General features: G+C 66.7%; 19 protein-coding genes. 9 read left to right on the forward strand and 10 right to left on the reverse strand.

From position 1 onward, the window contains the following. Positions 1 to 404 precede the first annotated feature (404 nt). The 4 genes from ACFW6D_RS17945 to dnaA all read right to left on the reverse strand — a co-directional run bounded on the left by ACFW6D_RS17945 (position 405) and on the right by dnaA (position 6,526). On the reverse strand, positions 405 to 941 hold the full coding sequence (locus ACFW6D_RS17945) for a DUF721 family protein (RefSeq protein ID WP_379237338.1): 537 nt from the start codon (positions 939 to 941) through the stop codon (positions 405 to 407). A gap of 128 nt (positions 942 to 1,069) precedes the next feature. After that, complete coding sequence (gene recF, locus ACFW6D_RS17950) at positions 1,070 to 2,266, reverse strand: DNA replication/repair protein RecF (RefSeq protein WP_379329431.1); 1,197 nt, start codon at positions 2,264 to 2,266, stop codon at positions 1,070 to 1,072. Positions 2,267 to 2,281: 15 nt separating this feature from the next. Continuing rightward, entirely contained in the window at positions 2,282 to 3,457 is a 1,176-nt protein-coding gene (dnaN, locus tag ACFW6D_RS17955) for a DNA polymerase III subunit beta (RefSeq protein ID WP_379329433.1), read from the reverse strand. Positions 3,458 to 4,231: 774 nt separating this feature from the next. Beyond that, positions 4,232 to 6,526 carry a chromosomal replication initiator protein DnaA gene (dnaA, locus tag ACFW6D_RS17960; protein ID WP_379329435.1) on the reverse strand — a complete coding sequence of 765 codons (2,295 nt, stop codon included), beginning with the start codon at positions 6,524 to 6,526 and terminating at the stop codon, positions 4,232 to 4,234. A gap of 674 nt (positions 6,527 to 7,200) precedes the next feature. Between dnaA and rpmH the strand changes: the two genes are divergently transcribed. The 9 genes from rpmH (at position 7,201) to ACFW6D_RS18005 (ending at position 13,871) form a co-directional block, all read left to right on the forward strand. Continuing rightward, on the forward strand, positions 7,201 to 7,344 hold the full coding sequence (gene rpmH, locus ACFW6D_RS17965; RefSeq protein ID WP_082843828.1) for a 50S ribosomal protein L34: 144 nt from the start codon (positions 7,201 to 7,203) through the stop codon (positions 7,342 to 7,344). Positions 7,345 to 7,366: 22 nt separating this feature from the next. Next, positions 7,367 to 7,786, forward strand: coding sequence for a ribonuclease P protein component (rnpA, locus tag ACFW6D_RS17970; RefSeq protein ID WP_379329437.1), 420 nt, complete (start codon positions 7,367 to 7,369; stop codon positions 7,784 to 7,786). Further along, a complete protein-coding gene (yidD, locus tag ACFW6D_RS17975; protein WP_379329439.1) occupies positions 7,783 to 8,082 on the forward strand; it encodes a membrane protein insertion efficiency factor YidD in 300 nt (99 codons plus the stop codon). The genes rnpA and yidD overlap by 4 nt, the downstream gene beginning before the upstream one ends. A 4-nt stretch (positions 8,083 to 8,086) precedes the next feature. Continuing rightward, a complete protein-coding gene (gene yidC / locus ACFW6D_RS17980) occupies positions 8,087 to 9,187 on the forward strand; it encodes a membrane protein insertase YidC (protein WP_379329440.1) in 1,101 nt (366 codons plus the stop codon). Between the two features lie 25 nt (positions 9,188 to 9,212). Further along, entirely contained in the window at positions 9,213 to 9,749 is a 537-nt protein-coding gene (locus ACFW6D_RS17985; RefSeq protein WP_379329442.1) for a protein jag, read from the forward strand. An 84-nt stretch (positions 9,750 to 9,833) separates the two neighbouring features. Beyond that, a complete protein-coding gene (rsmG, locus tag ACFW6D_RS17990) occupies positions 9,834 to 10,580 on the forward strand; it encodes a 16S rRNA (guanine(527)-N(7))-methyltransferase RsmG (protein ID WP_379329444.1) in 747 nt (248 codons plus the stop codon). A gap of 414 nt (positions 10,581 to 10,994) precedes the next feature. After that, positions 10,995 to 11,990 (forward strand): ParA family protein, encoded by a 996-nt coding sequence (locus ACFW6D_RS17995; RefSeq protein ID WP_379329446.1) that lies wholly within the window; start codon positions 10,995 to 10,997, stop codon positions 11,988 to 11,990. Positions 11,991 to 12,023: 33 nt separating this feature from the next. Next, positions 12,024 to 13,064 carry a ParB/RepB/Spo0J family partition protein gene (locus tag ACFW6D_RS18000; RefSeq protein WP_379329448.1) on the forward strand — a complete coding sequence of 347 codons (1,041 nt, stop codon included), beginning with the start codon at positions 12,024 to 12,026 and terminating at the stop codon, positions 13,062 to 13,064. Positions 13,065 to 13,145: 81 nt separating this feature from the next. Then, positions 13,146 to 13,871 carry a GNAT family N-acetyltransferase gene (locus tag ACFW6D_RS18005; protein WP_379329561.1) on the forward strand — a complete coding sequence of 242 codons (726 nt, stop codon included), beginning with the start codon at positions 13,146 to 13,148 and terminating at the stop codon, positions 13,869 to 13,871. Positions 13,872 to 13,931: 60 nt separating this feature from the next. Here the strand turns inward: ACFW6D_RS18005 and ACFW6D_RS18010 are convergent, their stop codons facing one another. The 6 genes from ACFW6D_RS18010 to ACFW6D_RS18035 form a co-directional block, all read right to left on the reverse strand. Continuing rightward, the gene (locus ACFW6D_RS18010; protein WP_379329450.1) at positions 13,932 to 15,128 is read right to left on the reverse strand and encodes an N-acetylmuramoyl-L-alanine amidase; all 1,197 of its coding nucleotides are present in this window, start codon (positions 15,126 to 15,128) and stop codon (positions 13,932 to 13,934) included. 133 nt (positions 15,129 to 15,261) lie between these two features. Next, a complete protein-coding gene (trxA, locus tag ACFW6D_RS18015) occupies positions 15,262 to 15,588 on the reverse strand; it encodes a thioredoxin (protein WP_379237317.1) in 327 nt (108 codons plus the stop codon). Positions 15,589 to 15,603: 15 nt separating this feature from the next. Beyond that, positions 15,604 to 16,590: a thioredoxin-disulfide reductase gene (gene trxB, locus ACFW6D_RS18020; protein ID WP_379329452.1), complete on the reverse strand. Its 987-nt coding sequence runs from the start codon at positions 16,588 to 16,590 to the stop codon at positions 15,604 to 15,606. Between the two features lie 90 nt (positions 16,591 to 16,680). Beyond that, the gene (locus tag ACFW6D_RS18025; RefSeq protein WP_379329454.1) at positions 16,681 to 17,451 is read right to left on the reverse strand and encodes a hypothetical protein; all 771 of its coding nucleotides are present in this window, start codon (positions 17,449 to 17,451) and stop codon (positions 16,681 to 16,683) included. A gap of 84 nt (positions 17,452 to 17,535) precedes the next feature. Continuing rightward, positions 17,536 to 18,132, reverse strand: a complete 597-nt coding sequence (sigM, locus tag ACFW6D_RS18030) for an RNA polymerase sigma factor SigM (RefSeq protein WP_379329456.1) — start codon at positions 18,130 to 18,132, stop codon at positions 17,536 to 17,538. Between the two features lie 293 nt (positions 18,133 to 18,425). Further along, complete coding sequence (locus ACFW6D_RS18035; protein ID WP_379329458.1) at positions 18,426 to 22,199, reverse strand: murein biosynthesis integral membrane protein MurJ; 3,774 nt, start codon at positions 22,197 to 22,199, stop codon at positions 18,426 to 18,428. Positions 22,200 to 22,690 lie beyond the last annotated feature (491 nt).

Here is a 22,690-nt window from a genome sequence, read left to right on the forward strand (position 1 = left end):
AGCACGCGCACGGCTCGCAGGAGAGCCATCAGATATCACGGACTGCACAGCACGCGCCGAAGGTTCGCCGCTGGTTACGTCACCATCCTACTGGTAAGCCCAACTTACAGTGCACCTACGACACCCCTGGCTTCCCCGGTAATGCGAGAAATCACGGAAACGCGGGAGTCTTCCGGCATTTCCGCCTCTCCGTGCCTCTAAGGCCAGATTTAGGGGCGGGGAGATCTGTGTTGGCGGCCAGACTTCTGATGGTGGTTCGGTTGGCCCGTTCCTGGTGAGTTACCCAGGTACTTACGGGATCAGTTATCGCCTTCGAAGTTATCCACAGGCCCTGTGTACATGTCCACAATTTCGGGGTTGAGAGCGGCGCGGGCGCAACGGATCTCGCCCCGGTGACCGCGCGGCTATCCGTAGGTGTCGCGCGGCCCGCGGCCCTTGATGTGGCGGTCGCCCTTGCGCCAGCTCGGTGCGGCGGGGCCGGTGATCCGCAGCGAGGTGACCACGCCCTGACCGACCGCGGCGTTGATCTTGGCCAGGATCTGACCCTGCAACATGCGCAGCTGCGTGGCCCATGCGGTGGACTCGGCGGCGATCTTGAGCACACCGTTCTCCAGGGTCACCGGAGTGGCGTGCGAGGCGATGTCCTCACCGACCACCCGGGGCCAGCTGCCGAACACCGTGCCCTCGGCTACCTTGCCTGACCAGCCACGACTCTTCGCCAGCGTGCCGCTGAGCGCCCCGAGCAGCTGAGGATCACGGGCATCGGGGCCAGAGCCGGACCATCCGCTGCGGCGCCTGCCGCCGGCCCGCAGTTTGCGCACCGGGGAGGCCCTGCCCTGGCCGACGGACTTGCCACTCGCCTTGGCCGCGGCGCGCGCCTCTTCCAGCGCGCGGCGGGCCAGATCGATGCCGCGCAGCTCCGGTGCGGGATCTTCGGACACGGGTTTCCGCCTTCCGGTATCGAGGGTGGGTGGAGTCTACGCCGGGGCGCTGACGGGGTCGGTGAGCAACCGCGCTGCATATGTCCAGCATGTTGCCGGTTTTCCACAGGGCCTGGGGATAACTATCGCTAACTGTGCATATCTTCGGTCTGTTCGACCGGTTCTGCGACGATCTGCGAAGTTCGCCGGTCGGCCTCCCCGGTCGTGTGCACACGCAACGGTTCGGCGGCCAGTTCCGCGGGCACGTCCTCGGCCACCGCGGCCGTGATCAACACCTGTTCGGCGCCTGCGGCGACTTCCGCGAGCGCGGCGCGACGGCGACGGTCGAGTTCGGCGAACACGTCGTCGAGCAACAGCACCGGCTCGGAGCCTTCACCGCGCAACAGCTCGAACGAGGCCAGCCGCAGTGCGAGGGCGAACGACCAGGATTCACCGTGACTGGCGAAACCCTTCGCGGGCGCGCTGCCGAGCAGCAACTCCAGATCGTCGCGATGCGGGCCGACCAGACAGACCCCGCGATCGAGCTCCCGGTTCCTGGCGGCGGCCAGCTCGCGCAGCATGATCTCGTGCAGCAACTGTGGATCACCGGGTTCGGGCGCCCTGGCCGGATCGAGAAGTTCCGGCGGGAGGTACCCGGATCGGTAAGTGATTGCCGCAGGGCGTGATTCGGGCGCGATCGACCGATATGCCTGGGACAGATGGGGATACAGGTCGTCGACCAGGCGTAACCGTTCGGCGAGCAGCACCGCCGCGTGTTCGGCGAGGTAGCCGTCCCACACGTCGAGGGTGCCCAGATCGGCACGCGAACGTGATTGGCGCCCAGCGGTTTTCAACAGGGCCGAGCGTTGCCGCAGCACCTTGTCGTAGTCCGCGCGCACGCCGGCGAGCCTGGGTAACCGGGCTGTGCACAACTCGTCGAGGAACCGGCGCCGCTCCCCCGGATCGCCCCGCACCAGCGCCAGATCCTCCGGCGCGAACAACACGGTCTGCAGAATCCCCAGAATCTCGCGCGAGCGTCGCACCGGCGAACGATTGATCTGCGCCCGGTTGGCGGCGCCCGCTTTGAGCTCGACATCCACCCGCAGTTCCCGGCCGGTGTTCACCACCGTCGCCCCGATCCTGGCCTGGGTGGCGCCCATCCGGATCAGCGGCGCGTCGGCGGAGACCCGGTGCGAGCCGAGGGTAGCGAGGTAACCGACTGCCTCGAGCAGGTTGGTCTTACCGTTGCCGTTCGCTCCCAACAGCACCGTGCGCCCTGGGGACAACTCTAGGTCGGCGCGTTCCCACGACCGGAAATCACGGACCGACAGCTCACGTATGAACATGCCGCCTTAGCCGAGTCAGCCGGGCAGCCGGACCGGCATCAACAGGTAGATGTACTGGCTCTCCAGCGCCGCGAACGCACCCGACTCGAGCACCTTGGGCTCCTCGTCGGAGGCGGGCAGCAGCACGGCCGGACGGCTGGGGGTGGTGAACCCGAAGGTGACCCGGTCGGTGTGCAGCGCGGCCAAACCCTCGGTCAGGTAGCCGGGGTTGAACGCGATGGTGAGCGGTTCGCCGCGGAAATCGGCCTCGAGCCATTCCTCGGCCCGTCCCGCGTCGTCCCCACCCGCGGACAGCAGTACGCCGTCTGTGGAGAACTCCAGTCGCACCTGGGCGCCACGCTCGGCCACCAGGGCAACGCGCTTGATCGCCTCCGACAGCACCGCGACGGGCAGGGTGGCGATAGAGGTGTGCTCCTTGGGGAGCAACTGGCGGAATTTGGGGAATTCCGCGTCGAGCAGTCGGGTGGTGGTGCGCCGACCACCGTTGACGATGCCGAGCAGGCCGTCTGCGCCGCCACCGCTGCCCAGCGACAGCTGCACGGGCGCCTCGGCGGAACCTAGGGTCTTGGCGGCTTCGGACAGCGTGCGCGCGGGGATGAGCACCGCGGTCTCGATATCGGAGCGGGTGGGATTCCACTGCAGGTGGCGCACAGCGAGGCGGAAACGGTCCGTGGCGGCCAGCACCACGTCGTTGCCCTCGATCTCCACCCTGATGCCGGTGAGCATCGGCAGCGTGTCGTCACGGCCTGCGGCGACGGCCACCTGGCCGACGGCCGCGGCGAACACGTCGACGGAGAGTTCACCGGTCTGCTGCGGTACCTCGGGCAGCTGGGGATAGTCCTCGACCGGCATGGTCGGCAGGGAGAACTTCGCGCTGCCACAGGCGATGAGCACGCGGGTGCCGTCGACGGAGACATCGACCGGCTTGTTCGACAGCGACTTGGTGATGTCGGCGAGCAGACGACCCGAGACCAGCACCTGACCGGGACCGGCGACCTCGGCCGCGACGCGCATCTGCGCGGAGACCTCGTAGTCGAACCCGGAAACCGTCAGGCCGTTCTCGTCGGCCACCAGCAGGACACCGCCCAGAACAGGCACGGGAGGCCGGGACGGGAGACTGCGCGCCACCCAGGCCACCGATTCGGCGAAGTCCTCTCGGGCGACCCGAAACTTCATGTTCGCAAGCTCCATCGCCCGATTGTCCTCTCCGAGTTTCGAATCCGTGTGCGGTGTGTGTGTCAGCGGAGTCGATCTGCTGTGTCGGCCGCGCACTGAGTCTCGCACAACCAACCGACAAGCAAACGGTACCCGTGTGATGCGCGAACTCCGCATCGACCCTCCCGGCGGTTTCGCGCTCGTCGATCCACCCCGCTCCTCCTTGCCTGCCTGTGAGTGAACCACCGCCCGACTCGAGCGTCCCCAACCGAGTTTCCACACAGCCTGTTTTAAAAGAATTCTCTCTAGAAGGAGAACTGAAGTAGTAGTAGGCACTGTGGAATCTGTGGATTTCGGCCGTATCCGCAGGTCAGAGCACCTGGTGGCATGGGGATGACCTTGGGGTGACTCGAGGATGAATCTGCGGCGGCTGTGGAGCGACGAAGTTGTCCCCATTCCATCCTCGAGTTGTCCTCGAGTTGTTCCACCGGATTCACCCAGTTGTTCACACGTCGAGCCTGCCTGGTGACAACGGTGGGGATTCCTCGAGGACTCCACAGGGACTCCTCGAGGAATCCCCAGGCCCGATTCGGCGATGCCGCAGGTCAACGCTAGTGCACAGGTGTTAGCGAAGCGTCCTGTGGATGATGTGGACAACTGCCTGTGCATGAACGCTGCACACCCTCGCCCAACACCCTGTGCACCGACCTGTTGACAGGGTTGGGGAATCCACAGGAATTCCTCGAGGAATCCACAGGACAAAAAAGAACACCGCCCCAGCTCAGGGCGGTGTTCCGGGTGTGGATGAAATCAGCGGGAGCGCTGTTTAATTCGGGCTGTGAGTTCCTGGACCTGGTCGTACACGCGACGGCGCTCGGTCATCTCCTTGCGCACCTTTTTCTCCGCGTACATCACCGTGGTGTGGTCGCGACCGAACGCCTGCCCGATCTTGGGCAGCGACAGATCGGTCAGCTCACGGCACAGGTACATGGCGATCTGGCGGGCCTGGGCCAGCGGACGCGCCTTGCCTGGCCCCGTCAGCTCTTCCAGGGTGGTGTTGAAGTACTCGGCGGTGACGGCCATGATCGTCGCCGCGTTGATCTCGAGCGCCGCGGTATCTGGCATGAGATCGCGCAGCACCACCTCGGCCAGCGAGAGATCAAGGGGCTGACCGTTGAGCGAGGCGAACGCCGTCACCCGGATGAGCGCGCCCTCGAGCTCGCGGATATTGCGCTCCACCCGGCTCGCGATCAGTTCCAGCACGTCGTGCGGCACGTCCAGGCGGTCCATGCGCGCCTTCTTGCGCAGGATGGCGATGCGGGTCTCGAGCTCGGGCGGCTGCACATCGGTGATCAGGCCCCACTCGAAGCGGGTCCGCAGCCGTTCCTCCAGGGTGGCCAGCTGCTTGGGCGGGCGATCCGAGGACACCACGATCTGCTTGTTCGCGTTGTGCAGGGTGTTGAAGGTGTGGAAGAACTCCTCCTGGATGCCTTCCTTGCCCTCGATGAACTGGATGTCGTCCACCAGCAGAATGTCGGTCTCGCGGTAGCGGCGCTTGAACGCCACCTTGCGGTCGTCGCGCAGGCTGTTGATGAAGTCGTTGGTGAATTCCTCGGTGGAGACGTACTTCACCCGCATGCCGGGGAACAGTCGCTGCGCGTAGTGACCGGCCGCGTGCAACAGGTGGGTTTTGCCCAATCCCGAAGCGCCCCAGACGAACAGCGGGTTGTAGGCACGCGCAGGCGCCTCCGCGATAGCGACCGCGGCGGCGTGCGCGAACCGGTTGGACGCGCCGATGACGAACGTCTCGAACGTGTACTTGGCGTTGAGGCTGGCCGACGAGGACGACTGCGGCGGGGCCTCGGGCGACTTGTTGAAATACGTCGGCCAGTTGTTGCGATTGCTGACCACCGGCTCGTCGTCGACCGGCTGCGCACCGGGCTGACCGGGGAACGGCTTGTCCTGGCCCTCGGCGCTCGGCTCCTCGGCACGCGCGGCGGCGGGCTCCTCAGCGGGCCTGCCCCGATTCGGGGCACGCTGCGGCTCGGGGGTGAACAGCGACTCCTGACTGGAGTGCTCGCGGCGCGGCGAAGCCTGCTGGTCACGGCGGGTCGGCTGGGCGGTCTCGGGGACGCGCTGGTCCGGGCGCGCGCCACGGAACTCACCGCGGCCGCCGAACTCGCCACCGGAGTAGTCCGACACCGGGTACACCGCGGTCGGCTCGAAATCGGTACCGGGGAACTCGTTGCGCTCACCCTGGTACTCGGCCGGTGCCTGCTTGTAGTCGGGCTGCTTGTAGTCGGGCTGCTGCCCGTACTCCGGTGGCTGGCCGTACTCGGACTGCGGCTGCTTGAACTCGGGTTGCTGGCCGTATTCCGACGGCGCCTGCTGATACTCCGACTGCTGGCCGTACTCGGCGGGAGCCTGCTTGTACTCGGTGGGCTGGTTGAACTCCGCCGGTGCCTGCTTGTACTCGGGTTGCTGCTGGTACTCGGATTCGGCCGGGTACTCGCGGTGCCCGGAATAGTCGTTGCGCTCGCCGTATTCGCCCGACTGCCCGGGGTACTCCCGACCGCCGTAGCTGTTCGGATACTCACCGTTGGGCTGATAGTCGTTGCCGTACTCGCCACCCTGGACGGGATAGTCCTGCTGGCCGTACCGCGGGCCGCCGTACTCACCGCGCGCCGCGTAATCGGGAACACTGAAATCGGGCCCGGGATAACCGGCGGGCGGGCGCACCTGCTCACGCGGACGCTCCGGCCTGCTCGTCATCCTGGCGTGCCGAGGCGAACTACCGGCCCGCTCCCCCGCGGCCGGGCTCGGCGCGGCGATCCGCACCCCGAGTCCTTCCACTTGGGGACCCAGCCGCCGGCCGAGCGATCGCAGGATCGGCTCGCGCAGATCGCGCTCGATCGCCTCCTGTGCCAGCGACGAAGGAACCGACAGCAACGCGAAACCCTGCGCCACGGTGAGCGGCTTCACCAGCTTCAACCAGGCCTGCTGCGCGCGACTCACCGCGGGAATGGCGCCGTCGGCAGAGCCGGTGGTGAGCTCGGCAACCACCTCCGGCCACACTGTGGCCAGCACGTTCTGCTCGTCGTCCATGCAGCGTCCTCCCCGGATGCGGTTTGTGGGCTCCCACGGCCTTCGCGCGTGCCGGATCACACCTGTGACCAGGCGAAATTCGGTGAACCCTGCGAAATCCAGTGATCTGCGCGTACAACCGGAGCCGGTTCGAACACCGTGAAGTCCGGTCGATCCGAACTGCGGCGCGGGCACCGTCGGCCCTACGAATATGCCACTGAGGCCGTCTATCCACACAATTATCCACAGATGTGGACAAACCTGGGGATAAAGGAATTCCGCCAGCGTGTGGCGGTGAACGGGGCTGGACCTGCGGTTCTTCAGCAATCCCCCGGCTACAGAGGCTAGCGGGCCGCGGCCTGCAAAGCCAGAGCTGTGGAAGAACTCACGAAAAGTCGCCGCTTGCGTCACTGCAGCCCGGGCGTGTCGTCGCTGGTCGGGTCGGTTCCTGGGTCGGTGCGGGCGTCCGGTAGCCTGGACATCGTGCCGGTGACAGGTACGTGGGGGCCGAGTTTGACCCGTTCGTTCGAGGTAAGTACCCTCGTACAGTCACCCCTTGGCGCGGTTGGCGGCTGTCTGCTGCACACCGATCGCCAAGGCAATCTGTGCGTAGACCGCGGTCCGCAGCGCAGACAAATCATTTGTACAGACTTCGGGCGCTTCAATGGTGCCCACCTACTACAGGAGTGTTGACCGTGGCCAAGGGCAAGCGGACGTTCCAGCCGAACAACCGTCGTCGGGCGCGCGTCCACGGCTTCCGTCTCCGGATGCGTACCCGTGCGGGTCGCGCCATCGTTGCGGCGCGTCGCCGTAAGGGCCGTACCGAACTGACTGCCTGATCGCGCGTAGTCGGACGCTCGGGTGTTGCCTGAGCCGTATCGGTTGCACCACCGTGCCGAATTCTCCCGCACGGTGCGCCGCGGTCAGCGAATCGGGAGGCGAGATTTCGTCGTACATGCGCTCACGCACACGTACGACGATGTCGCCGACGCCGATTCACCGGTCCGCGTAGGCGGACCTCGGTTCGGACTGATTGTCAGCAAGGCGGTGGGAAACGCGGTGGTTCGCCACCGGGTGGCCCGCCGCCTGCGTCATATCTGTGCCCAGGTGGTCGACGAACTACCAGTCGGCACCGATGTCGTGATCCGGGCATTGCCCGGCTCCGCGACCGCCGATTCCGCCGAGTTGTTGCGCCAGCTACGCGCCGGTCTACGCAAGCTCGGCTTGCGTGCAGAACCGGAGCTCGCGCTCGGTCGCACCCCGGCCGGTGAACGGCGATGAGGACCCTGCTCCGCCTACCCGCGACAGCTCTGATCTGGTTGATCGAGCTCTATCGGACCTATGTCTCCCCCACCCGGATGCCGATCTGCCGGTTCACCCCCACCTGCAGTGAGTACGCGGTGACTGCCTTGCGTACCCGCGGGTTGGTCGTCGGATCGGCACTCACGGTCGTGCGGCTCGCGAAATGCGCGCCCTGGCACCCTGGAGGGTGGGATCCCGTGCCTGAGCGCGGGTCGAAAGCCTGCACAAAGTCATCGCCCGTGCTGATCGGCGATACGAACGACGGGAGTACCTAGAGCCGTGCTCGACATCATCTATTGGCCGGTATCCGCAATTCTGTGGTTCTGGCACAAGGCCTTCGGCTTTGTGTTCGGCCCGGACAGCGGGCTCACCTGGAGCCTCGCCGTGGTGTTCCTGGTCTTCACCCTGCGGCTGGTGCTGTACAAGCCGTTCGTGAAGCAGGTCCGCACCACCAAGCAGATGCAAGAGCTGCAGCCCCAGATCAAGGAGCTGCAGAAGAAGTACAAGAACGACCGCGAGACCATGGCGCGGGAGATGCAGAAGCTGCAGAAGGAACACGGCTTCAACCCGCTCATGGGCTGTCTCCCCGTGCTGGTGCAGGTGCCGGTCTTCCTCGGCCTGTTCCATGTGCTCCGCTCGTTCAACCGCACCGGTCACGGGTGGGGTCAGCTGGGCATGAGCGCCTACGACAACGCGCATACCCCGAACTACATCTTCGGTGTGGCCGATGTTCAGTCGTTCCTGAGCGCCCGCATCTTCGGTGCGCCGATCGCTTCGTTCATCACCGCACCGACCAGCGAGATGCAGGCCTTCGCCGACTGGGGCGGTACGCCGACCAAGTTGAACATCGCGATGGTCGCGGTTCCGCTGATGATCATCGCCGGCCTGGCGACCCACTTCAACGCGCGCGCGTCCGTCCAGCGCCAGACGCCGGAAGCCGCCGCCAACCCGCAGGCCGCGATCATGAACAAGCTGTCGCTGTGGGTCTTCCCGCTCGGCGTGATGGTCGGTGGCCCCTTCCTGATGATCGGCATCCTGATCTACTGGGTGGCCAACAACATCTGGACCTACGGACAGCAGCACCTGGTGTTCGGCCGGATGGAAAAGGAAGACGAAGAGCGCAAGCAGAAGAAGCTCGAGCAGCGGGCGCAGAACGCACCCAAGCCCGGAGCCAAGCCGGTCGACATCCGCAAGCGAGTGCAGGACGCGCCCGCCGAGGATCAGGCGTCGACTAACGGCACTGCGTCGGCCAACGGCACTGGGTCGACCAACGGCACTCCCAAGCAGTCGGCCAACAAGCAGGGCGGCGGCAAACGCAAGCCCGGCGGCCAGCAGCGGCCCGGTAACCGTGGCCGTGCGAACCAGAAGCGTAAGCGCTGAGACGCGATCGGATAGAGGGAATCCAATGACTGTTGAGACCGAGACCGACGGAGGGGACGCCACTGTGGCGACGACTGCTGTTGACGTCGTGAACGACGCCGAAGAAGCGTTGATCGAAGAGGGCGAGATCGCGGGCGACTACCTCGAGCAGCTACTCGATGTGCTCGACTTCGACGGCGATATCGACCTCGATGTCGAAGGCGATCGCGCCATCGTGAGTATCGACGGCGGCCGTGATCTGACCAAGCTCGTGGGGCGCAACGGTGAAGTGCTCGACGCGCTGCAGGAGCTGACCCGGCTGGCCGTGCAGCAGGCGACCGGCGTGCGCAGTCGGCTGATGCTCGATGTGGCCGGCTGGCGCGCGCAGCGCCGGACCGACCTGAGCGAGATCGGTGTCGCCGCCGCGAAGCGGGTGCTCGAGTCGGGTGTGCCCGAGGCGCTGTCCGCGATGACTCCGTTCGAGCGCAAGATCGTGCACGACGCCGTTGCCGATATCGACGGTGTGGCGAGCGAGAGCGAAGGCGTCGAGCCGAATCGTCACGTGGTGGTTGTGCCCGAGTAGGCTGACTTCCGCCGTAACCACGAACTAGTGATTAGGCCTCCGGTCTCGGACCGGGGGCTTTTTCATTGCCCTCAACGGAGAAGGATGTTTCACGTGGAACGAGAACTGGGTGCACCGTCCGACGAGCTGGAACCGCCCGCCGCCGCTGCCCGTGTGTTCGGCGACCGCTTGGACATTGCCCGGCGCTACTGCGCGGCGCTGGCGACGGCCGGCGTGGAGCGTGGGCTCATCGGCCCTCGCGAAGTCCCCCGGTTGTGGGAGCGTCACATTCTCAACTGCGCTGTCATCGGCGAGCTGATCGATGAGGGTGCCTCGGTCGTCGACATCGGCAGCGGCGCGGGACTTCCCGGAATCCCCCTCGCCATCGCACGCCCGGACCTTCGCATCACGCTCGTGGAACCGTTGCTGCGCCGTACGATTTTCCTCAGCGAATTCATCGAAGAGACCGGACTGGACATCACCGTGGTCCGCGGCCGCGCCGAGCAGTCCGGGGTCATCAAGGAAGCGGGCGGTGCGGATGTGGTGACGTCCCGCGCGGTCGCCCCCCTTGCCAAGCTTGCCCACTGGTCGCTCCCCCTGTTGCGAGACCACGGCCGGATGCTCGCACTCAAGGGAACCAGCGCCGCCGAAGAACTCGAGCGCGACGGGGCCGAGCTGATTCGCGACGGCGCCACCGATCTTCGTGTCGTCGGCTGCGGTGCCGGCATCGTGGAAATCCCGACGCTCGTCATCAGCGCCGAACTCCTCCCCCGCGCCGAGCGTCCGACTCGTCGGAGTGAGCGCAAAGCGGCCGGAGTCGAGAAGAAGGCGCGAAAGCGTCGCGAATCCTGATCTATGCGTTTCGTAACGTGACGAATCACGTCGAGGGTAGTTGCATGGGGCCGGCTCGGGCCATTTTTAGATAGGTGCGGCGGGGTCTCGCGTTTGCGGTGAATGAGTGTTTCACGTGGAACGTGGGACCGGGTTCGTCCATGGCGATCGGGTGGATTCGTGGCGGCTGTTTCCCGTGAAACATCCGTGCGGGAAGTTAATTCGAGACTATTGGGCGTGTCTCCCCGGGCGCGCCCGCGATTCAGCTTTCCTAAGCGAGCCGGGGCTGGCAAGCTGTTCAGAGTCGGGCGGGAGTGAGGAAAATACCCTCCTCGAATCTTCGAGTTCTCCACCGACACAGTTTGTTTGTGACGACACGGCGCCGACGCTCGTCGGGGGCACGTGATCTGAAGTTTCTCGGGTTAGGAGCAATCTATGTCGAGCGGTCCGGCGAATGTTTCACGGGAAACAACGTCGCGGGTCCCGGGGATGCTGGATTCCAGCAGCTTCGACGCGGAGACGTTCGGGAACACTCCTTTCGGGAATATCTCCCCGGCCGAGACCCCGATCGCGGCGGAAGCGCAACGCGCCAGCCAGATTCTGCATCCAGGAAAGGTCACTGTGCCGAAACCCTCTGAGCAACGGATCATCACGATCGCCAACCAGAAGGGCGGCGTCGGTAAGACGACTACGACTGTCAATCTTGCTGCGGCGCTCGCGCACCAGGGAATGACAGTCCTTGTGGTCGATCTTGATCCGCAGGGGAACGCGAGTACGGCGCTGGGCGTCGCCCACAATTCGGGCGTGCCGTCCAGCTACGAACTGCTGATCGGTGAAGTGACAGTCAAGGACGCGATCCAGGTGAGCCCGCACAGCGAGCGCCTGCTGTGCGTCCCGGCCACGATCGACCTGGCCGGCGCGGAGATCGAACTGGTCTCGATGGTCGCCCGCGAAGGGCGGTTGAAGACCGCCATCCGCGAGGCGGGCATGGCGGGGTTCGACATCGATTACGTGTTGATCGACTGCCCGCCCTCGCTCGGTCTGCTCACGGTGAACGCGCTCGTGGCGGCCAAGGAGGTGCTGATCCCGATCCAGTGCGAGTACTACGCGCTGGAGGGCGTGGGTCAGCTGCTGCGCAATATCGGGCTGGTGCAGGCGCACCTGAACCCGGAACTGCACGTGTCGACCGTCCTGCTGACGATGTACGACGGCCGCACCAAGCTGGCCGACCAGGTGGCCGAGGAGGTGCGCAATCACTTCGGCGATGTGGTCCTCAAGTCGATGATCCCGCGCAGCGTGAAGGTCTCGGAGGCGCCGGGTTACGGGATGACCGTGCTCGATTACGATCCAGGCTCGCGCGGTGCGATGAGCTACATGGACGCGGGACGCGAGCTGGCCAGTCGTGCGCAGTTGAAGCAAGACGCGTCGTAGCGTGAGTTGGAACGAGGAAGGGATCGGTAGCCGATGAGTCAGGCGAAAAAGGGCGGTCTCGGTCGCGGGTTGGCCGCATTGATCCCGACGGGTCCGGCCGTGGCGCCGGGTCTGAGCAGTGCCGCCGCCAGTGTGATCGGGATCAATCCCATCGGTCCGCAACCGGCCGAGGCGTTCCTGCACCGGGTTCCGGACGCCGAGTCAGAGCCCGAAACACCGGCTGAAGCAGAAGCCGATCTGGTCTCCCCTGGCGGCGCGGTGTACCGAGAGATCCCGGCCGACCAGATCGAACCGAACCCGAAGCAGCCGCGTCAGGTCTTCGAAGAAGAAGCACTGGCCGAGCTGGTCCACTCGATTCGCGAGTTCGGGCTCATGCAGCCGATCGTCGTGCGTCGTGTGGAACCGGGCGTGGACAAGTTCCAGTTGGTCATGGGCGAGCGCCGGTGGCGCGCGTGCCAGGAGGCCGGACTCGCGAAGATCCCGGCGATCATCCGCGACACCGACGACGGCTCGATGCTGCGCGACGCGTTGCTGGAGAATATCCATCGCGTGCAGCTGAACCCCCTCGAAGAGGCGGCGGCCTATCAGCAGCTGCTCGAGGAATTCGACGTCACCCACGAGGAACTGGCTTCGCGAATCGGTCGCTCCCGGCCGGTGGTGACGAATATGATTCGTCTGCTGAAGCTGCCGATTCCCGTGCAGCGTCGGGTGGCCGCCGGGGTGCTCTCGGCCGGACACGCCAGGGCGCTGCTCGGCTTGGACGCAGGCGCGGACGCACAGGAAGAACTGGCGGCGCGGATCGTTCGCGAGGGCATGTCGGTGCGGTCCACCGAGGAGGCGGTGCAGCTCGCGAACCGCAACCCCGCCAAGGCTCCCCCGGCACCCAAGCGCAAGCCGATCCATATGCCGGGTCTGCAGGATGTGGCCGAGCGGCTGTCGGGTTCCTACGACACTCGCGTCACGGTCAGTCTCGGAAAGAACAAGGGCAAGATCGTTGTCGAGTTCGGGTCCGTCGAAGATCTCGAGCGCATCGTGGCGCTGATGGAGCAAGTCGGCCCCGAAACGTCACTGTGACTGAAAGAGGCGGCACCGTACTGTGAATAGTGATGTGGCGTGAGCGTGGATGAATCCGACAGCTGGAGGCTGAACAGGGCGGTGCCGACCAGCGTCACGGCTTTGACTCTCGACGGGCTCGGTCAGCTCCCGGCGCACACCCGGCGGTGTGTGTTCTGGGAGCTGGACCCGGCCGTCGCCGCCGACTCGCACGCCTTCAGCGATCCGGTCTTCGAGAAGGAAGCCTGGCTCTCGACGGTGATGCTCGAATGGGGTTCGTGCGGGCAGGTCGCCCACGTGGACAACAACCTCGCGGGCTGCGCGCTGTACTCGCCCCCGAGTGCGGTGCCGCGGTCCTCGTTGTTCCCCACCTCCCCCGTGAGCCCGGACGCGGTCCTGCTGACCACGCTGCAGGCCGAATTCCCCTACGACGAGGCCGATGTAGCCCACCACCTGGTTCAGGCCGTGGTGGGCGATCTGGTGCGTCGTGGCGTGCGGGCGTTGGAGGCATTCGGGATTCGCAACGGTCCCCCGTCGAGTTCGGTAGCCGATCGCGGGTTCGGCTCGTCGATGCGGTTGATGGAACGGATCGCGGCGCCGCTGCGCGACCCGTCGTCGGATACCCGGTGCAGTCCCGAAACCTGCATGATCGACGCCGATTTCCTCGCCGAGGTCGGTTTCGAAGTGGTGGCCCCGCACCACCGCTTCCCCCGCCTGCGGCTGGAACTCGACTCCGATCACGGCTGGAAGGAAGACGTCGAGCGCGCGCTCGACCAACTCCTCGCCGCCGCCTCGATGGAACCACCATCGCGCGTCGGCGCGCACTGACCCGAGACAACGAGAACGGCCCCGCGAGAAGATCGCGGGGCCGTTCTCGTAGGAAGGGAACTAAGCGTTGCCCGCGTCCGCCGCCGCCAGTTCTTCGGCGAGCAGTTCGGCGAACGTGTAGGTGCCGGTGGGCTGGTCGTCCTGGCCGAGCAGATACAGCCGCTTCACCGAGATGAGAATCGCTTCGGCGATCACGTCGCGCATGCGCGGGTTGGTGAGCACCGAGGCGTCGTAGTCGTTGGTGAGGTAGCCGAGGTCCACCTGGACGGTCGGCATCTTGGTCAGGCGCAGCAGGTCCCAGGTGCGCTGGTGGGTCCGGCAGTCCTGCACCGAGGTTCGCGCCACCACTTCGCGCTGGATGAAGCCGGCCAGCACCTGACCGATCATCGAGACCGAGCCGTGCGAGTTGCCCCAGTAGAAACCGGCCACGCCCTTGGCGGACGGGTTGTCACTGGTCGCGCAGCGCAGCGAGATCATCAGATCGGCGTCGAAGGCGTTGGAGGTTTCGGCGCGCTCGACATCGCTGGGGTTGGCGCCCCACGGCCGGGACAGGAAGGTTTCCATCCCGGTCGCGGCCATCCGGCCCTCGAGTCGCGACGCCAGATCCCACAGGATCTCCGACTCGTACACGTCGCCGAATTCGGTGGGCACCGCGAAACCCTTGTCGGTGCCGCCGAATCCGGGATCGATCACGATCCGCTTGCCGGTGAGCTGCGGGCCCGCCCGGTGCACCACCTCTTCCTCGGCGATGCGGTGCGGGTTGCCGCCGGTGACACGCGCGCCGAGCAGATCCAGCGAGCGCAGCGTGTCGGGCCCGCAGATACCGTCGGCGGACAGGCCGATCTCACGCTGGAACGCGCTGAGTCCCTCGTGGGTGTGCGGGCCGAAATGCCCGTCCACCCGGTACACATAGAAGCCGAGGTCCTGCAGCTTGCGCTGCAGGGTGGCCACGTCGTCACCGTAGAGCGGCGCCGACAATTGGTAGATCAACGTGCGAGCACCCAGGCGGTAGGAGGCTTCCTTCAGCGCGCGATAGGTGGCCGGACCGACCACCCCGTCGACGAGCAGTCCGCGCTGCTGCTGGAACGCGCGGATCGCCGAATCGAGGGGCCGATCGAACACCGCCTCGGTGTCTTTCCAGTACTCGGGTCCGTCGGTGGATTCGACGTGCGGGAGATGCAGGAAACCGAGGCTTGCGAGGGTGCTCCGAACCTCTGCGACGGCTGGTCCTGAATCGCCGTGACGAAGTCGGTGCATGCGTGAGAGCCCTTTCCTTCGGCCGGAGCTAGGCGTCGATTGTCTCAGATCCGGGCCGCTTTGCGGGAATCCCGGGTCCAGGCATCCTACGGCGCGTCGGCCGGTCGGAGGCGTCTTTATCGGATGCGCTGTGCTAGATGAGGCCGTCGAGTTCGCGCAGCAGCGCCGCCTTGCCCTTGGCTCCGACGATCTGCTTCACCGGCTTGCCGCCCTGGAACAAGATCATCGTGGGCAGCGACAGGATCTGGTAGTCACGCGCGGTGCCGGGGTTGGCTTCGGTGTCGAGCTTGGCCACGGTCAGCTTGTCGGCGTGGCTGCCCGCGATCTCCTCCAGCACGGGGGCGACCATCTTGCACGGGCCGCACCAGTCGGCCCAGAAGTCGACGAGCACCGGCTTCTCGCTGAGCAGGACGTCATCGGCGAAGGACTGGTCGGTGACGGTGATGGTGTTGGCGCTCATGGTTTCTCCAGTTTTTCAGTTGGTGGGGACCGCGGCCGGGCCGTCGGCGTGGTCGAGCGTGTTGGCGGTGATGTCGCCCTGTTCGGCGAGCCAGCGTTCGGCGTCGATCGCGGCGCGGCAGCCGGTGCCCGCTGCGGTGATCGCCTGGCGGTAGGTGTGGTCGACGAGGTCGCCGACGGCGAACACGCCTGCCACGTCGGTGGCGGTGCCCGGATCGGTCACCAGCACATAGCCTTCGCCGTCGAGAGCGACCTGGCCCTTGACGAGTTCGCTGCGGGGATCGTGGCCGACGGCGACGAACAGCCCGGTGGCATCGAGCTCGGACTCCTCGCCGGTGCGGGTGTCGCGCAGGGTGAGGCTGGTGACGCTCTTGTCACCGTTGACCTTGATCACCTCGGCGTTGAGCCGGAACTTGATCTTCTCGTTGGACTTGGCGCGCTCCAACATGATTCGCGAGGCACGGAACTCCTCGCGGCGGTGCACGATGGTGACGCTCGCGGCGAACTTGGTGAGGAAGGTCGCTTCCTCCATGGCGGAGTCGCCGCCGCCGACCACGACGATGTCCTGGCCCTTGAAGAAGAAGCCGTCGCAGGTGGCGCAGGCGCTCACGCCGCGGCCGAGCAGGTCCTGCTCGCCCGGCACGTTCAGGTAGCGCGCGGCCGAACCCATCGCGAGGATCACGGCGTAGGCGGAGAAGGTCTCGTCACCCACGGTGACCGTCTTCACGGGACCGGACAGGTCGATCGCGTCGACGTCCTCGGTGCGCAGCTCGGCGCCGAAACGCTTGGCCTGGTCGCGCATCTGCTCCATGAGATCGGGGCCCATGATGCCGTCGCGGAAACCGGGGAAGTTCTCCACCTCGGTCGTGGTCATCAGGGCGCCACCGAACTGGGTGCCCTCGAAGACCAGCGGCTTCAGCTCCGCGCGGGCGGCGTAGACGGCCGCCGTGTAGCCGGCGGGTCCTGAGCCGACGATGATCAGGTCGCGTACTGGCGTGGTCATGGGGCCCTTCCGAAAAAGCAATCTGGGGACGTGTCGGTCAACAACAGCCTAAACGGTGTTGTTCCCGGTGCACGTTCTGCGGCCGACCCCTCAGCCGATGTTGCGAAGGGTGAGTTGTTCGGGGGTGCCGGTGGTGCAACCCGCGCCGACGACCAGCGCGGTGATCGTCGGCGCTTCGGCCCCCTGGACGAGGACCAGGACTGCGTCACCCCCGCGGAAGGTGATGCTCGTCGCGCCGAGGACCGCGCGGTCGATGCCGTTGGCCTGCACACAGCGGGTGAGTGCGGCGTCGTCGGCCAAGGGGCCGACCACGTCACGTTTGCCAAGTGCCCGTAGCGCGGCCGCGGTGGTCAACTCGTCGGCTGCGGCCGGTTCGGTGGGCGGTGCCGCGGTGGGGGTGCCCTCGGTGGTGTCGAAGGTACTGAACACCACACCGGCGCTCGCCAGGACAGCCACCGCCGCGACCGCGGCGGCGAGTAGGCCCATGCGGCGCCGGGATCGGTAGCGGTCCAGCGGGATCGGGGGCGTGATGCGTTCGGTCGGACCGTCGTCGTCCACAGCGGGGATCGAGCGCAACGGTGTGATGCGTTCGGTGGGCCCCTCCCCCGCGTCGAGGTCGGCGACGAAACGGAACATGCGGTCGGCCACGTCATCGGGCATGCGGTGCATGACCCGCTCGTCGGTGGCGAGCGTGCGGAGGTGGGTGTTCACCTCGTCGAGCTTGTTCAGGTAGTGCAGCGCGTCTACGTCGGTGCGGACCATGGGCCACAGTTGCTCGCGCAGTTCGGGCGCGAGATTGTCGGCATGCAGATCGGCCAGCAGTTCCGACGGGAACGGAGGCTGCGGTACGGATCGAGACACCCTCGCACCTCCCCTGTTCTGTCGATATCGGATCGCAGGATTTACATCGCTGACTTGCTCGTCACTGTTAATGACGCATCCCGACTACATCCGGTTCCCTGGATCCCGGAAAAATTCCAAACGTTCTTGCAAACGTACGCGCGCTCGGGCGCATCGGCTCTTGATCGTGCCGGGCGCCACGCCGAGCGCAGCGGCGGCTTCGGCGACGCTACGACCCTCCATCTCGGTCATGACCAGGGCTAATCGCTGTTCGTCAGGGAGGGTGAACAACGCCTCGGCCACGACTGTCGACAGTTCGTAATGGGCGAAGGCATCGTGCGGGTCGATCGCCTCCGGCATGTTGTCGGGCAGGATCGAGATGGCGCGGCGGGTCTTGTTGCGCCGGATCCGGTCGAGGCAGGCGTTGACCACGATCGCGTGCAGCCAGCTGCGAACCTCGGATTCGGCGCGGAACGTCTCTGCCGTGCGGTGCGCCGAGAACAGCGCGTCCTGCAGGCAGTCGGCGGCGTCCTCGCGGTTGTAGGAGGTGCGCAGCGCGGTCTGCCAGAGATGGTCGGAGTGCCTGCGCAGCAGTTCGGCGAAGGCGTACGGTTCGCCGCGGATGTGGGCGGCCAGCAGCTGCTTGTCGCTGCCGTTCTCGAGGAACGAGCGGACGCTCGACGCGACCTGCCGTGGTGGCACACCACGGACTTGCTCGTTGACTTCCGGCGACAAAACTGGCCCCTCGGACGGCTTGGACAGCGCTCGTTACGGCGACTTCAAGTCGGCGAAACAAGGCCGATCCATCACCTGACTACTACGCGGCGTCCAGGATCGACATCGACAAATCCTGGGTAACTCTCAGCCGAGAGCGCGGGGCGATCATATCGTTGATAACAATTACGCACCAACCGGACCACGGTTCGCTCGAGTTCGGCGACAGTCGCGGAAATGATCGACCACCTGCGCAGATCGCAGGAGGTGGGAGGGCGCGGCTACGGGGCCGCGTCGAAGCGGACGTCGGCGATCGCGGTCTGGAACTGACCGCCCGAATTCGCCAGTCCGGTAATCCACACGAGCACGAAACGAGCGGCCTGATCGGTCTGCACGGCGATGTCGGTGACCCCGTCGCCGAGCTTGGCCGAACCGATCAGCTGAGTCTGGTCGAGCGTCGGCGCCTCGGTGGGCGAGGTGCGGATCTCGACGGTGCTGCCCGCGCTGGGTGAGGTGATCGACACATTGGTGAGCTTGGCCGGGGTCGGCAGCGTGGCCAGCAGCCCCACGCCCTTCTTGAGGGCGGGGAACTGCTGGAAGTACTGATCGGTGCGCCACAGCGTCGTCGCGTTGTTGTCGAGCACCGCGCCCGCCGCCGCGGCACCGTCGGGGGTGCCCTCCGGGGAGAACACCGTGGCGCCGGTGACCGGCACCGGCACACTCGTCGGCGGCGCCACGGGTTCGGAGTTGGGCGGTGCGCTCGCGGCCGGTGGCGCCACGCTGGAGGTGAGCCCGATATTGATCTGCTGGTCGAGGGGCTTGTCCGACGCGCCGGGCGCGAAGATACTCACCATCCACCAGATCAGCACGCCGACCACCAGCGCGGCCAGCACGCCGAGGCCGACCATGATCCACATCATCCGCTTGGAGCGTTCGCGCTCGGCAGCCAGCAGTTCCGGGTCGGCGAGCGAATCGGCGCCGGGGGCAACCGCCCGCTGACCCAGTCGTAAGACCGGAATGAAATCGGTCTTCTGATCCACGACCGAGGCCTGCTCGAGCACATGCTGCACGGTGGCGGCGGTGCGCACACCCTTGTTGGATTCCAGCGAGCGAACCGCGACGGCCGAGATCTCGAACGGCACCTCCGGCCGGATCTGCCGCGGTTCCACCGGCGTGCCGTCGGGCCCGAAATCGGCAAGGCGCAGCCCACCGATGGTGGCCGCCGAGCCGGTGACGCCGCCGACGCGAATCGGCCAGCGCGCGGTGATCAGGGCGTAGAGCATCGCGCCGAGGCCACGGACATCGCCTTGGGCATCGGAATCGCCGAGCGTGCCGGGGAACGCGAGAACGGCGTCACCGGAGGCACTGATCCGGATCCGGTCGGGATGATCGATCGACAGCGAACCGCCGCCACGGTGGGCGAGTTCGGCCGCCGAGGCGAGCGCCCTGATGGCCCTGGCCGCGCCGATCGGCGACGGCACGGTCTCGGCCATCTCACGCAGCGAACGACCGGGGGTCCACTCGGCCACCACGATGCCGCCGGAGCTGCCGCGGACCACGTCCAGCACCCTGGCCAGGCCGGGCGAATTGATCCGGCCCAGGCGCAGCGTGCGCGAAAGCACCGCCTGCGGGCCGTCGTGTCCGGAGTTCTCGCTGGCGCTCTGGTCGGCGTCGACGAAGGTCAGCGCGACCTCGCGATCGAGCTTGATGTCGAGGGCCTGCCAGAACTTCAGCCCACGCGCCCCACCGTGACCGGCCAGCAACCGGTAGCGGCCACCCGCCACGGACGCGCCGGGAATGAGCTTGGGACCGCGTTGCGCGCGGTTCGCCGCGGCGCTCGGGGGCACCTGGGGTGGGATCGGCAACATGCCGGTGTCGTGTGTCGGATCGTGCGGCGGCATGGCCGAACGCGCGTCTTCCTTCTTACTGTCGCGTTCGTCTGGCGCGTCGGTCTGCTCGGACCCCGCCGAGTTCGGAGCATCGGGCCCGACCTCGGTGGACATTCCTGCTGCCGCGCGCGCCGCAGAATCAGCGGCTGGGACGCCGCCCACCGCGTCATCGCTCACCCTCGGTCCTCCTTCGGCCTGAAAACCCGTGTCGGTCTGCGGAACAGCGTACGGGAACTGTGCTTGACCGGTGTTGTCAACAGCGCCCGGTCGAATGACGGGCAACACCATGGTCTGGGTGTCCAAAGACTGCCCGTATGCGGGGAATCCATAGGTATCGGGACGGCGAAGGACGGTGGTCGCGTAGATGTCGTCGGACGGGGTGTCATCGAGTCCGAGATCCGGCGCGGGCGGGGTGATGCCGAGCCTGCGCGAGATCGCGACGGTGATCGCGACGACCTCGGGGATTCCGACCAGACGCATCAGACCGAAGGTCACCGAGAACATCACCAGCGCATCCACGAAGACGCGCAGCAGCGAGCCCGCGCCGCCGGAGAGGCGGTCGAGTCCGATCACGGTGTCGATGATCAGCATCACCGCGCCGCCCGCGATCGAGGCCAGCAACACTCTGGTCACAGTTCGGCCGACATTGACCATCCGCAAGTCGCCGAGGCTGCGATGCAGCAGCACGCCACCGATCACCGCGCCCGCGGTGAAGCCGAGGCCGGTAGCGACACCGAGGATGATCACCACGTCGTCGCTGTCGCGGGCGATGACCGGTGCCAGCGCCGAGACCACGATCTTGATCGCCGTGATGCCGAGGATGATCCAGGTCGGCGTCCATGCCTGTTCGCGCGCGTAGAACACCCGCAGGTGGATGAGCACGAGCGAATACGGGATGAGCGAGAACGCCGACCAGCTCACGGCGTCGCCGAGGCGTTCGGCGTCCCCGGAGAACCGTGCGTAGCCGTACAGGGCCTCGCCGATCTCCGGGCCCGCCAGGGTCATGAAGGTGACGATCGGGAGCAGCGCGATCATCGTGAGTCGAGTGGCCACGGACAGGTCGTCGACCACCGCGGGGGTGTCGTCGTCGGCGGCGCTGCGGCTCAGTCTCGGCATGATCGCGGTGAGCAGGGTTACCCCGATCACGCCGTAGGGCAGCTGCAACAGCGCCCACGCGTTCGCGAAGATCGCCGGACCCGCCTCGTCGGCCTGGGAGGCGATATTGTTCGCGACCACCAGGCCGATCTGGCTGATCAGCACGTACAGGATGATCGCGATGCCCATCTTGCCGAACTGTTTGAGGCGCGCGTCGACGCCCCACAGCGGACGCAGATTGATTCCGTGCCTGCGGATCGCGGGCAGCAGACACAGCGCCTGTGTCGCGACACCCGCCGTGATGCCGAGGCCGAGGACCAGCAGTTTCGGATCGCTCATCCGCACCGGATCGAGGGTGATCTCGCCGGGCGTCAGCGCGTAGACCGCGAGCACGGTCAGGGCGACCACATTGTTCATCACCGGGGCCCAAGCACCTGGCTTGAAGGCCTGCCTGGTGTTGAGGATCGCGGTGAACAGCGCGGACATGCCGTAGAAGAGCAGCGCCGGTGCCAGCAGATACGTCAGCGCGACGGTGAGGTTCGTGTTCACCTTGCCGTCGGCCGATACGAGCACGTGACCGGCCAGGATCGGCGTGGCCGCCAAGGTCAGCACCGTTGCGACGAACAGCACCGTGAAGGCCGCTGTCACCAATCTGCGCACGAACGCGGCGCCGTTGTCGGCGTCCTCCTGTTCGGCGCGGATCAGGGTCGGCACGACGATGGCGGTGAGTACGGCGCCGAGGACGAGCTCGGCGATCATGTTCGGGATCAGGTTCGCCGAGATGAACGCACTGGCGATGGCCGGGCCGAGCACGGTCAGCAGCAACAGCTGCTTGGCGAACCCGGTGATCCGGCTGATCAGCGTCGCGACGGCGATCGAACCCGAGTCCTTGAGCAGCTTCGCGTTGGCACTCATCGGGGCGGCGCCGACCTTCTCGGCCACCGCCACCTTCTTGGGCCGGGCGATGACCTGCGTCCGCTCCTCTCCGGGCGCGCGCCGGTCATCGACGATGCCGGCGCCCTGCTCACGTTCCGATCGCGCGGAATGGTGCCCGACGGGCGTAGCGGGCATCCCCGGAAAACTCCCGCGCGGCGGCGCGGGCCGAGTCGGTTCCGGCGGACCCTGCCGTCGGGCCTGTTCGGGACGAGCCTGGCGCGCAATCGCACCGGACTGCGACCCGCGCGGCGGACCCGGGCGCTGCTGCGGGAACTCACCCGACGGACTCGCGTCGGGACCGGGTCGGCGAGGGGCGTCCGGTCCGGGACCGGCGCCAGGGCGTTGCTGTCGCAGGAATTCGCCCGACGGGTTCGCGCCGGGACCGGGCCGCGCGGGGGCGACCGGTTCGACACCAGGGCTGGGTCGGCGCGCGGCGAATCCGTCAGGGCCGGGACCAGCCGGGTTGGGACGCTGCTGGGGAAACTCGCCTGATGGGTTCGGACGAGGTCCGGGCCGCTGTGGTTCGGCACCGGGGCCTTGCGGTTGCGGACGGATCGGACGGCCGTCGCGGTCGAAACCCACCGGACGCGGGGGCTCGCCGGTACGACCGGGCGCCCCGGCGGGGC

It is taken from the genome of Nocardia sp. NPDC058705, assembly GCF_042749305.1.
Lineage (GTDB): Bacteria > Actinomycetota > Actinomycetes > Mycobacteriales > Mycobacteriaceae > Nocardia.